Below are 12,527 nucleotides of genomic sequence, written 5' to 3'. Positions count from 1 at the left end.
TGTGATCTATACCGTTGGCCAACTGCTCGGGTTGGTCAGCTATGGCTTGGGCGTCTACTGTTTTTTTCAGAAAGACGATCGCAAGCTGAAAGTGTTCATGTTCGTGCTGCAGTTCAATAATTGCCTGCACTTTGCGCTGATCGGTGCGCCAACGGCGGTACTGAGCTCATTTTTGTCGGTGGTGCGCACCGGACTGTCCCTGAAAACGAGTTCGCGTTTGGTGGCGTGGCTGTTTATCGCCTTCAGTGTGGCGCTGGGGTGGTGGCTGGTCGAAAAACCACTGGACTGGCTGCCGGTGATTGGCGCCTGTATCGGCACCTATGCGCTGTTCTGCCTGACCGGTATTCAGATGCGCCTGGCCTTCCTGGTGGGCGCCTGTTTCTGGTTGGCCAATAACATCGCGGTCGGCTCGATTGGGGGCACCCTGCTGGAAGTGACGCTGATCAGTGTCAACTCCAGCACCATCATCCGCTTGTGGTTGGCCAAACGTCGGTAGCTCCAGGCCTCGTGGTTCAAGGGTAAAACCGGGACTGCTCCTTCAGCGCCCGTTTGATCAGCTCCATCGGTAAGGGGGCATCGTCTATCGGCTGCAGCTGGGTGCTCAGCATTTCCATTCCGCCCGACGGGTAACTCACCAGCTGGAGCTCCTCGGTCAGAAAGGCCGCGTTCATGTAACTGTGCGCGATACTCCATTTTTTGTCGTGAGGGGTATAGAGGTGTTCACCGCTCGAATAGCTCTCGGTCGCACTTTGGGAACACCCGAGCACGTCGGTCAGCAGGGTGGGCGCGAGGTCGAAGTGCTCGGTCCGGTGTTCAACGACACTGGGCGCCTTGCCGGGCCAATGGATGACCAGTGGAACCTGGAGTTGGTAGCGTGAGAAATTGCTGCCGTGACCCCAATAGTTCATCCCGTTGTCGTTAAATTCCTGACCATGATCTGAGGTGATGACGACGAGGGTGTCTTCCATGAGCTGGCGTTTTGACAGGTCGGCCAGAACCCGATGAATCTGGTCGTCGACAAAACGTACCGTGGTTTTGTATACGTTGAAATAGGGTTCGGGGTCGAATTCATCGTCCAACGCCAATTGGTTTACGGATTCCCAGTAAGGTTCGATACGCGGGTAATCGGGCGGGACCTGATAGGAGTGCGGCGCATCGTAGAACAGGAACCCGAAAAAGGGTGAGCTGTTGTCATGGGACGAACGCCTGTCGAGAAAATCCAGCCAGTCTTGAGTGATCTGTTGATCGCGCTGCCAGGAAGTGTCCCCCGGTGTTTTCAGGCGGAGTTCTTTAATGGATGAAAACACATTACGGTCGAAGGCCGGGCTCACCAGCGTGGCCGAGCTGAGTATTTGGGATTGGTACCCGAGGGACTGCATGCGTTGAATCAATACTGGCGGGACCTGGTGGGCGGAAAACGCGTCCCAATAGCTGGCCGGTAACCCGTAAAACAGGGTGAATATGCCCGGCTTGGTGGCGTTGCCATTGCTGTAGTGATCAGTGAATACCTGTGCCGACTCCGCAAAGCGGGTGGTGTTGGGCATCCAGCGCGGATCCAGCATATCCCAGCGCAGGGAGTCCACGGCAATCACCAGGATGTTGGGGAGCTGCTCGGGTGTCGTGCACTGGAGCGCTGCCGTTGGATAGTTCAGTGCGCCCCGGCCGTCGGGTGCACTCATTTGTTCGACCACCGCAGCTTCCCGCACGGCCTGAGGGTCAACCCAACCGTGGCGGGCAAAAAAACGCTTGGCGGTCGCTGCGTGATAAAGCGGCAAATGGCGCGCGACGCGGGTGATGCGATGATCGTAGTGGGCATCCGCCCAGGCATTCCAACCGTGAGCCAGCAGTTGGCTGGTTACCAGTAGGGTGAGAGGTACCCAAAGATAGCGGCGTGGCGTCAAAATCCAAAAGCGACGAGCCAGACTCCATTGCAACAAAGCGAGCGCGACAATGGCGATGCCGCCCACCGCCCAGGTCTGCCAGGAAAATGAAAATATTTCGGTGCCACCGCCAACAATCAGTTCGAACACAAAACCCGACAGGTGAAAACGGAATTGGTGGTAAACCACGGTGTCGAGCAGCAGCAAAGCAACGCCAGCGGTGCCGATGACGATGGCTGTCGGACGCAATAATGACTGCGGCAGAATCAGTGTCAGCAGGAGCAGCGGCAGACCAAACAGCCAGGCCAACAGGGAAAACTGGGCAATCATCGCCAGGGCTACGTAGAGTCCGGTGGTGGTGTCCGCCACGGTCATCCAGGGCAGATAACGAAAACCGATCAGCAACGCAATCAGGCTGTTGGCGACAATAAACCAGCCCGCCCATCGGACGCGTTCGCGCAACGGACGGCGGTATCGGAAGAGGGATGGCACGTAAAGCTCCTTGCTGTATGCGGCGGTTTTCTTCAGGAGGGTCGTTTACAATTCAATCTAACAGAAAGCGCAGAATGCGATCGTAAAAAAGTGTATGGGGTTACGGCGGATGCACTGCGCCAACTGCGGTTCTATCCGTAGGGCGGATAAGTGCGAAGCACGCATCCGCCGTTACCCAAACTTCGTTACGACCGCGGCATACTCCAACCGCCCCCCATCGCTTTAAACAACGTCGCCGTCGCCGCCAGCCGGTCACTCATTGCCTGACTCAACGTCAACTCCGCGTCGAGCAAACCGCGCTGTGCGTCTAGCAACTCGTAAAAGCCGATACTCCCGGCTTCGTATTGCAACTCCGCCAGCTCAAGCGTTTCCTCGATCGCTTCGGCCTGGCGACGCACCGCCTCTACACGACGGTCGGAGGTTTGATAAATGACCAGGGCATCCCGGGCGTCACGAAAGCCATTGGTAATCGCCAATTGGTATTGCGCTTCGGCCTGGGCAAGTTGCGCCTCGGCGCTTTCTATCCGCGAACGGGTGCGGCCAAAATCAAACAGTGGGCCGGCGAGGTTGGCGCCCACACTCCACATTTCCGCGGGCGCGGTGAACAGGTTGTCGCTGTCGAGCGCTACGCTGCCGCCCAACGCCTGGAGGTTGAGACTGGGAAAACGCTGGGCTTTGGCCACACCCACGCGGGCATTGGCCGCCACCAGGGCCTCTTCCGCCGCGCGAATATCCGGGCGACGTTGCAGCAACTCTGAGGGCAATACCGCCGGTACGCTGTCGGGCAGCTCGATTTCGGTCAACTTGGCGTCACCGAAATTCAGTTCACTCAACAACTCCCGGGGACTGTAGCCCACCAGCATGGCCAGGGCACTGCGCAGCTCGTGTACGCGCTGCTCCTGCTGTGGCAGGCGGGCGCGGGTACTTTCCAGCGAGGCGCGCGCCTGGCGAATGCTCAGTGGGTTGCTCGCGCCACTTTCATAGCGCACTTCTTCCAAAACGAGTGTTTCCTCGCGCGTTCCCAGTGTTTCCCGGGTGATCGCCAGTTGCTGCTCGGCGGCGCGCAGGTTGAAGTAGGTGGTGACCACGTCGGTGATCAGGTTCAGGCGTACCGCTTCGGTGCCAAACACCGATTGCGCCAGCAGTGCGCTGGCCGCTTCGCGCTCGCGCGCCAGACGGCCCCACAGGTCCAGCTCGTAACTGAGTACGCCGTTTACGGCGTACCTTTCGCTGATGTATTCAGTGCCAGTTTGTGACACCGTTTCCGGCGTTCGCTCGCGGGTGGCGTTGGCCTGAGCGCTCAACGACGGCCAGCGATTGGCGTTACTCAGTCCCAGTTCGGCCCGTGCCTGCTCTATCCGCTGAATCTGCACTTGCAAGTTGAGGTTGTCATTCAGCGCTCGCTCGACCAGCGCATTCAGCGTGGCGTCGTCGAAGCGGGTCCACCACTGTTGCCAGTCGCCGGTGTCTTGCCCGAGCAACTCGTGCTCGGGCCACTGATCGGGCAGGTCCGGTGTCCGGGCCTGATAATCCGGGCCCAGTGCGCAGCCGGTGAGCAGGGCGATGGCAGCGGCCAATGAGGTGAATTTACGCATTGTGCTCACCTCCATTACGTTGTTTGCGGTTTTCATTCCAGGTCACCAGATCTTCCAATACTTTGTACGTCAGCGGTACGAACAGCAGCGCCAGCGAACTGGCCAGCACCATCCCGCCGACCACGACGGTACCGATCTCCTGGCGACTTGCGGCGCCGGCACCGGTGGCGAATACCAGGGGCAGCGAACCGATGATAAAGGTCGCGGCGGTCATAATGATGGCGCGGAAACGCTGCCGGGCGGCGGTCATGGCCGCTTCGGTGGAGCTCATGCCTTCACGGCGGTTCTGCGCGGCGAACTCGACAATCAGAATGGCGTTCTTCGCCGCCAGACCGATCAGCACCAGCAGACCCACCTGGAAGTAAATGTCATTCGGGTAGCCGCGCAACAGCGATGACAGTGCCGCTCCGAGAACCCCGAAGGGAATGGCGGTAGCCACGGCAATCGGCAGCGTCAGACGCTCGTACTGTGCGGCGAGAATCAGAAACACCATCAACAGCGCCATACCGAAGGCGGCGGTGGCGGAACCGGCGGCGGCATCCAACTGGTAGGCCTCGCCGGTCCAGCCAAGTTGAATGTTGGCGGTCTGACCGATGTCGTTCACCACCGCTTCCAGAGCGGTCTTGGCCTGGCCGGTGGTAAAGCCCGGCGCCGGGTCGGCCATCAGTTTGGCCGCCGGATAGATGTTGAAGCGGTTGATGATATCGGCCCCGGCGGTGCGCTCCAGAGTAACCAGCGAGCTCAGTGGAATCCGCTCGCCACTGTTAGAGCGCACGTAAATATGACGCAGGTCGTCGGCCTGGTTGCGGTACTCGCCCTCGGCCTGCATGTTCACCCGCCACAGACGCCCCTGATAAGAGAAGTCGTTGATGTAAGAGGAGCCCATGGTCGCCTGCAGGGTGCTGAACACTTCGTTTACCGGCACGCCCATGGCCCGGGCTTTCTCCCGATCCACTTCGGCGTGGAAGCGCGGAATGCTGGTATCGAGCGTGCTACGGGCGTTGGTCAGCTCCGGACGCGCATTGGCGGCAGCGATGACTTGTTGGGCCAGTTCGTTGATGCGTTTCGGATCGGAACTGTCCCGCACCTGCAGATAGCCTTCGACACCGCCGGTCAGCGATAGCCCCTGAATCGGCGGCGGGGTAAAGGCAATCACATTGGCTTCCTGAATACCCATGCCCATGCCGATCACCTTGCCGGCGATGTCGGAAGCGGCCTGGCCTTCCCCTTCCCGTTCATCCCAGGGAGCCAGGTTGATAAAGCCCGCCATGGCATTGCTGCGCAGGGAGCCCGCGACAATGTCGAAGCCGGCGAAGGAGGTGAACTCGTTCACTTCGTCCAGTGCAATCAGTTGTTTGGCCAAACGGTCCCGAACCTCTTCGGTGCGGCCGAGTGCGGAAGCCGGCGGCAGGTGAGCCACAGCGAGTGCCACGCCCTGGTCTTCCTGGGGCACCAGGCCCGAGGGCAGACGACCGATGGCGAACACAGTCAGGGCGCAGAACACGGCGAGCATTCCCAGCCCGATAACCCAGTGCTTCACCAGCTTGCCCACCAAGTTGACGAAACCGTTGGTCAGGCGCTCAAAGGCGTTGTTGAACAGCTGGAAGGGCTTGCTGACATCGTGGGGTTCTTTATCCAGCAGCAGAGCGCACATGGCCGGCGTCAAGGTCAACGCCACCACACCGGATACCACCACCGAGACCGCAATGGTCACCGCAAACTGTCGGTACAGCTCACCGCTGAGGCCACCCAGGAAGGCCACCGGTGCGAACACCGCCACCAGTACCAGCGTGGAGGAGATCACCGCACCGGAGACCTGCTTCATGGTTTCGATGGAGGCATCGCGGGCTTTCATCCCCTGCTCGACAATCAAGCGCTCAACGTTTTCCATCACGATAATGGCGTTGTCCACCACGATCCCGATGGCCAGCACCAACCCGAACAGGGTCAACATATTTACCGAGAAACCCATCGCCTGCATACCGGCGAAAGTGCCGATCAGCGAGACCGGAATGGCCGCCACAGGAATCAGGGTGGCGCGAATGTGCTGCAGGAACAGGAAGGTCACCAGAACCACCAGCACCACCGCGATCAGCAGCGTCAGAATCACCTCGTTGACCGACACCTGCACAAACTCCGTGGTGTCGTAGGGCACTTTGTAGGCCATGCCGGCGGGGAAATCATCGGCAATGTTTTCCAGCGCCGCGTGCACGCGCTCGGCGGTTTCCAGTGCGTTGGCGCCCGGTTGCAGATAGATGCCCATGGGCACCGCCGCTTCCCCGTTGTAGGTGGCGGAGAAATCGTACCGCTCAGAACCGAGCTCCACGCGCGCCACATCCTTCAGGCGAAGGCTGGCGCCCTGGCTGTCGGTGCGTAGCGCGATCTGTTCAAACTCCTCCGGTTCCACTAACTGGCCACGGGTTGAAACACTGAAGGTAAAGGCCTGATCCTCCGGGGAGGGTTCCGCCCCGATCCGTCCCGCCGCATACTGCGCGTTCTGATCACGAATGGCGTTGGCGACCTCGGCGGTGGTCAGGTCGTATTCCGCCAGTTTGGCCGGGTCCAGCCAGATGCGCATGGAATAGTCCTGGGCACCAAACAGCGAAGCGTCGCCCACCCCTTCGAGGCGAACCAGCTCGTCCAGGACGTTCAACAGGGCATAGTTACTGATATCCAGCGTGCTCTGGCTGCCGTCCGGGGAGTGCAGTACCGCCACCATCAGGATGTTGGTCGAGCGCGATTCCACCCGCACACCCAGGTCGCGCACGATCTGGGGCAGGCGCGGCGTGGCGGCCTGTACGCGGTTGTTGACGTTGATCGCCGCCTGGTCCGGGTCCGTGCCCATGGCAAAGGAAATGGACACCTGCAGGGTGCCGGCATCGGTGCTGGTGGACTCCATGTAAATCATGTCGTCCACACCGTTGATTTCCTGCTCCAGCGGGGCCGCCACTGACTCGGCCAAGACTTCGGCGCTGGCGCCGGGGTAGGTGGCACTCACCACGACTTGGGGCGGTACCACGTTCGGATACTGCTCAACCGGGAGTACCCGCAGCGACACAATCCCCGCGATGATAATGATGATCGAAATGACCGACGCGAAAATCGGCCGGTCAATAAAGAAGCGCAACATCAATTAACCCTCCTGGTCGCTGGCATTGTCGTCGGCATTGGTGACTTGCACGGCGGCGCCGTCACTCAGTGCCACCTGACCATTGATCACCAACTGGCTGCCGGCCTCGAGTCCCTCAAGGATGAGTTGGCGACCATCGATTACCGGGCCCAGCTTCACGGTGTGGGCGGCGGCGGTGTTGTCTTCACCGATGGTGAATACTTGAGGGCCTTCCGGGCCCTGGCCCACGGCGGTGGGGTCCACCAAGATGGCGTTGTCGTAGTCCGCCAGAGCCAGGCGAATGCGCACAAACTGGCCGGGAATCAGCTCGCTGTCCGGGTTGGGGAAAACCGCACGCATCTGCACACTACCGGTCATCGGGTCGATGCGACGATCGGCGAAATCCACTTGGCCGGCGCGGGCATACTCACTGCCGTCGGGCAGCACCAGGCGGGCCTCTCGCTCGGACTCGTCGTCCCGGAGCGCTTCACGGGCGACGCGCTGGGCGATGGCGTCTTCCTCGGGCAGGGCGAAATAGATGTGCACCGGGTCGTGCTGAACGATATGGGTCAGAACGGTGCCGGCCTCTACCAGGTTGCCCTCGGTGAGCGCCTCCATACTGGTCAAGCCTGACACCGGCGCTTCTACCCGCGAGTAGCGCAACTGGCGACGGGCATTGCTCAGGGCGGACTCGGCCGCTTCCAGGCGGGCATTGGCGGCGCGGCTGTCGGCGCGGGCCTGATCGCGCTCGCGCTCACTGACCGCATTGCGCTCGAACAGACCTTTCACCCGCTCCCATTCGCGCTCGGCACGCAGTTGCTGAGCCTCGGCACTGGCCAGCTCGGCTTCGGCGGCTTTTACGGCGTCCTGATAGGTGTCGGGCTCGATCTGAAATAGCGTCTGCCCGGCTTCCACCGCCGTGCCTTCTTCATAATTGCGCGACTCCAGAATGCCGGACACCCGGGCGCGCACGCTCACTTCGGTGGCGCCGTGCACTCGGCCCGGGTACTCCACCTGATGTTGCGCCGCTTGCGCCTGCACTTCGGTGGTGGTCACCGGTGACGGTGGCCGCTCCTGCTGGCCGCCCTGCTCGGAGCTACAGGCACTGACCAGCAGGGCAAGCGCGGACAGGGCCAGGCCCCGGCGCAGTAATCCGGCGGACGGACGGGAAGTGGGGTACATCATGGTAATAAGCTCCGTTTGATAACAGCGTTAAAAACAAAAAGGTAAAGAGAGTGGCGCCAGTAACGGCGGTCAGTGCTTGAGAATGCCGTGCAGGTAAATATCGAAAATCCGGTCAAAGCGCTCACTGAGCGGTCGACGGGGCAGGGGCGTGTGGCTGAGCACCACCGCTCCGTGCATCATGTCCCCGCACACCTCCATCCACTCCTGGGCGTCGATATCGCGCACCGGGTGGCGCTCGGCGATGCGCTCGAACATGGCGACCCAGTCCTCGCGCCCGGCGAGCATGTAGGAGAAGTACAGGGAGTTCTGACATTCGGTGCGAAATTCCGCCCGCTCCTGAATGAACAGCTCAATCAGCTCCGGGTTCTTCTCGAAGTACAGCAGGTAGGCGCGCATGCCTTCGCGCAGCTGCTCCAGCGGATCCTCGGGCTGCTCGCGAGCGTGCTCGATGGAGGCCTTGAGGGTCTCCAGATTAAAGCGAAGGGCCTCGGTAAACAGCGCCTCTTTGGTGGGGAAGTAACGGTAGACCGTACCTTTCCCGACCCCGGCGGCATCCGCCACGGCCTGCATATCGGCGACCTGGTAGCCCCGCTCGGCAAAAATACGGGTGGCCACGGTCAGAATCTCTTCGCGCCGCTGCTCGGCGGATTTGTGCACGCGTTTGGGCTTTTCCGGTTCGGTCATGAGTCTCTCGATAATAGGACGGACTGGTCAGTCCGTTAATGATACGAGCCAGCACGACTCCGGATCAATCAAAGGAGTGTCAATAAACGTTAAGTCTGGGGGAGTGGTGGGCCCAGCAGGGTGTAGCCGAGCGTTCGGGCGCAGATTTGGTGCTTCCGGCGGATCCGGCGAGGTGGCTTCTATCGGACAAATGGCTGTGTCGACCATTCAAGGCGCTTGAGTGCGCGGTTTGAGGTCTTATTGGCTCCTAAACAAAACAGAAGCGAATGAGGAGCGACTAAGTGCGCTGAAGTAACTGCTCAAGATAATTGCACTGGTGTGTATTACGGGTAAGACTGTGTTTAATCTTGAGTCCACAGTATTGGCTGAGGTTTTTCATGGAGTTTCACAAATCATATTCGTTTTGGATTATTCTTGTCAGCGTTTTAGTAGCTTTAATTGGAGTCATTACCAGTGATGAAGACTGGATTTTCAGAACGGTTGCGCTGGTAGGGATCCCTTTGTCCGTAGCTGAGATCTGTAAATTTTTCCAAGGGAAAGATATGTACATCCCAGGTGCCGTTGCTCACCCAGATGAAAAGTTATACAGATTCATTGCGCTTTTTTTCAACTCTGTCTTACTCGTTGGGTTTTTATTAGTGTTATATCAGTAATTACCCAACACCGGGCCCCGTTAACTCGGCCTAGTCCGCCTCATCAGCGGTCGATCCCTAGACCTTGTGAGTGATTGGCGGTAGCTGCTTCCTGCCCATGTCAACACCCGCCTATTCTTTCCGCGGTTGAGGGTGTGAGGATGAAGCTCAGGCAGGAGATAGAGAGCAGCCAACCTACCTCTCGGGAGGCTCCCACAGGGGATGCTTGGCGGTTGGTAGCGAATGAGGCGGCTTCAACGTCCACAAACGTAACCTCTCAACCAGCGCTGTCAGGGAGCTTTTCTTCCGTGATGTGCAGCGAGAATTGGAGGGGCTCCAGCGGCACAGGCCGAGACTGTCTCGAGTGCGCGACTCATTTATACGCCAACTTCAGGTCGGTTAGAGTTTAATCGGGGGCGCCTGCTGGCGCTTGTGAGCGAGAGGCCTAACCCAAGCGCGATCGGTTGATTGCGGTGACCCTACGGGGCTTTGGCGGAGTCATAAAGGCTGTAGCCCGCGTCAGCACTGGCTTAGGACTGTAGTGTGAAATACTTTTCGGGGTGGCCAAAATAGCTGTACTAGTACACCATAGTTTGGCCAAAGTGGCCAAGTTATGGTGTCAAGAACAAGGATCAGCACGACCGTAAGGGAGTGGTGGGCCCAGCAGGACTTGAACCTGCGACCAATCGATTATGAGTCGACTGCTCTAACCAACTGAGCTATGGGCCCGAAAGGGAGGCCGGCATTATAAAGACAAGGGGCGAGTGTGACCAGCCCATAGCGGGTCGTTTGATCTGCTTGTAGAGCCGGGACGGATACTGTGCTACAAATAAAGGAGACGAATGAACTGGCGGCGGTATCCTCCAGTCCAAGAACGGACCACGCAGGTGCAGCCTGCGGGCATTAACCAGAAAGGTGGGAATATGGCGAACGATGAGCATTCAACACCGGAAGCACAGCCGGGTAATCGAAAGCCCACCGCGACTATCGCCCTGGTCGTTATTGTCGTGGTGGTGATTGTGGCTCTGAGCCTGTACTTGTTTGGCCGGGAAGATGAGCCGGAACCGACACCGGAGCCGGCCCCTCCGGTTCAGCAGCCCGAACCGGAGCCAGAGCCCGAGCCGGAACCTGAGCCGGCACCTGAACCCGAACCCGAGCCGGAACCCGAGCCCGAACCGGAACCGCTGCCGGAGCTGGACCAGAGCGATGAGCCAGCACTCAATGAGCTGGAAGAGGCCACCGGCAATGACGACGTCGAGCGTCTGCTGGTCAACGAAGAGTTGATCCGCAAGGTGGTACGTGCCGCGGCGGCCGCCCGTGATGGCAAAGTGGTGCATGAATATCGTCCGGTGGTATCGCCACCGCCGCCCCTGGCCGTGGCAAAGGTCGGTGAAGCCCGTACCGACGCCGAGCAGGAATATCGACTGCTCGAAGAGAACTTCCAGCGCTATGATGCCTACGTCGCGCTCTTGACCGAGAGCGATCCCGAGCAGGTGGTGGGCTGGTACCAGCGCTACCGCCCCTTGCTGGAGGAGGCGTTTGATGAGCATGGCGTCAATAATGGAACCTTCCACGAGGTCGTGCTCAACACCATTGATGAGCTGTTGGAGGCGCCTGAGCCCCCCGGCGATATTCGCCTGCACCGGCCCAAAGTTTTCTACGAGTACCGGGATCCCGAGCTGGAGGCGCTGACGGACTTGCAGAAATTGATGATTCGCATGGGGCCGGAGCATCACCGGGCCGTCAAGCAGGCTCTGCGGGCCCTGCGCGATGAACTGGAGGCGCTGCCGGAGTCTGAGTGACCGGCTGGGCATGTTGGAAGAGCGGACCGGGCCGATGTCGCATCGGCCCGGTTTTTTTGTGGTCAGGGAAGGCAAAAAATTTGTTTGACAACGTTGTCCCGAGCAATTACAGTGAGTCTTCCAGTATTGTTCGCTGGAACTCTCTCTCACCTCTTGCGGGGTCGGCGGCGAAGCCCGCCCCCGCTTTTTTCAGCGGTGGGTTGTGATACAGAATAAGAGGTTGTTTTATGGTCAGTGCCCCAACCAATGAGCACTACTTTCTGGGAATTGATGGTGGCGGCAGCAAGTGCAAAGCCAGCATAGCGGATGCCAGTGGGCGGGTCCTTGGCAGTGCTCTGGCGGGGCCGGCCAACCCCCTGCACGGCGTGGAGCAGACGCTGCAATCCATCGAGAGTGCGGCGCGCCGAGCGCTTAGCGATGCTGGCCTGCCAACTGAAACCCTCGGCCGTCTGGTGGCGGGCGCGGGGCTGGCGGGGGTGAATCTGCCCAGTCTTTATCGGGTCATCAGTGACTGGCCCCACCCCTTTGCGGCGCTTCATCTGACCACGGATTTGCGTATTGCCCTGCTCGGTGCCCATCAGCAAGACGAAGGGGCGGTCATCGTCACCGGGACCGGGTCTTGCGGTTATGTCCGCGCCGCCGGCGTGGATCACCTGTTGGGTGGGCACGGCTTTCCCTATGGCGATCAGGGAAGCGGCGCCTGGATGGGACTGGAAGCGATCAAGGCGGTCCTGCTGGCGTCCGATGATCTCGGACCAGAAACCCAACTGATCGAGAGTGTGGCGGAGCTGCTGCAGGCGCGGGGCCTGGCAATTGTCGAGCGGATGTCCGGCAAGCCATCCAGTGACTACGCCCGCCTGGCGCCGCTGGTCTTTGACGCCGCCGAGGCCGGCGATCCGGTGGCGCTGGATATTCTTCGCAGCGGCGCGCGCTACATCAGTGCCATGGCGCGCAAGCTACTGGCGTATCAGCCACCGCGGCTGTCACTGATCGGGGGGATGGCCGAGCGCCTGGAGACCTGGCTGGATCGGGATGTGGCCGAGCAATTATCCCGCCCCCTCGGGCCACCGGAAGCGGGAGCGCTGTTGTTTGCACGCCAGCAGAGCGCACTGGCCAATACCGCCTGAACGCCATCAACACAATACGAT

The 12,527-nt window shown here is 60.1% G+C and carries 9 protein-coding genes and 1 tRNA gene; 4 read left to right on the top strand and 6 right to left on the bottom strand.

Translation table 11 applies throughout. The features are described from left to right. Position 1 precedes the first annotated feature (1 nt). Positions 2 to 496, top strand: coding sequence for a YgjV family protein (locus EDC38_RS12830; RefSeq protein WP_123639264.1), 495 nt, complete (start codon positions 2 to 4; stop codon positions 494 to 496). 16 nt (positions 497 to 512) lie between these two features. Here the strand turns inward: EDC38_RS12830 and EDC38_RS12825 are convergent, their stop codons facing one another. From EDC38_RS12825 to EDC38_RS12805, 5 genes are all read right to left on the bottom strand, one after another. Beyond that, a complete protein-coding gene (locus EDC38_RS12825; RefSeq protein ID WP_123638987.1) occupies positions 513 to 2,372 on the bottom strand; it encodes a DUF3413 domain-containing protein in 1,860 nt (619 codons plus the stop codon). Between the two features lie 185 nt (positions 2,373 to 2,557). After that, positions 2,558 to 3,967 (bottom strand): efflux transporter outer membrane subunit, encoded by a 1,410-nt coding sequence (locus tag EDC38_RS12820; protein ID WP_123638986.1) that lies wholly within the window; start codon positions 3,965 to 3,967, stop codon positions 2,558 to 2,560. Beyond that, on the bottom strand, positions 3,960 to 7,097 hold the full coding sequence (locus tag EDC38_RS12815) for an efflux RND transporter permease subunit (protein ID WP_123638985.1): 3,138 nt from the start codon (positions 7,095 to 7,097) through the stop codon (positions 3,960 to 3,962). Before EDC38_RS12815 ends, EDC38_RS12820 begins: the two co-directional genes overlap by 8 nt. A gap of 3 nt (positions 7,098 to 7,100) precedes the next feature. After that, positions 7,101 to 8,261, bottom strand: coding sequence for an efflux RND transporter periplasmic adaptor subunit (locus EDC38_RS12810; RefSeq protein ID WP_211331128.1), 1,161 nt, complete (start codon positions 8,259 to 8,261; stop codon positions 7,101 to 7,103). Between the two features lie 69 nt (positions 8,262 to 8,330). Then, positions 8,331 to 8,945, bottom strand: coding sequence for a TetR/AcrR family transcriptional regulator (locus tag EDC38_RS12805; protein ID WP_123638984.1), 615 nt, complete (start codon positions 8,943 to 8,945; stop codon positions 8,331 to 8,333). 377 nt (positions 8,946 to 9,322) lie between these two features. On the opposite strand from EDC38_RS12805, the gene EDC38_RS12800 reads away from it, so the two are divergent. Further along, positions 9,323 to 9,598 (top strand): hypothetical protein, encoded by a 276-nt coding sequence (locus tag EDC38_RS12800; protein WP_123638983.1) that lies wholly within the window; start codon positions 9,323 to 9,325, stop codon positions 9,596 to 9,598. A 631-nt stretch (positions 9,599 to 10,229) separates the two neighbouring features. Here EDC38_RS12800 and EDC38_RS12795 read toward each other — a convergent pair. Further along, positions 10,230 to 10,306: transfer RNA gene (locus EDC38_RS12795), tRNA-Ile, on the bottom strand. Between the two features lie 194 nt (positions 10,307 to 10,500). On the opposite strand from EDC38_RS12795, the gene EDC38_RS12790 reads away from it, so the two are divergent. Further along, positions 10,501 to 11,379: a DUF3014 domain-containing protein gene (locus EDC38_RS12790; protein ID WP_123638982.1), complete on the top strand. Its 879-nt coding sequence runs from the start codon at positions 10,501 to 10,503 to the stop codon at positions 11,377 to 11,379. A gap of 227 nt (positions 11,380 to 11,606) precedes the next feature. Continuing rightward, the gene (gene nagK, locus EDC38_RS12785) at positions 11,607 to 12,506 is read left to right on the top strand and encodes an N-acetylglucosamine kinase (RefSeq protein ID WP_123638981.1); all 900 of its coding nucleotides are present in this window, start codon (positions 11,607 to 11,609) and stop codon (positions 12,504 to 12,506) included. Positions 12,507 to 12,527: the final 21 nt, after the last annotated feature.

The sequence above is a fragment of the Marinimicrobium koreense genome (assembly GCF_003762925.1).
GTDB classification, from domain to species: domain Bacteria; phylum Pseudomonadota; class Gammaproteobacteria; order Pseudomonadales; family Cellvibrionaceae; genus Marinimicrobium; species Marinimicrobium koreense.
Note: the sequence above shows the minus strand (reverse complement) of the source record. Positions and strands in the feature narration are given on the sequence as shown.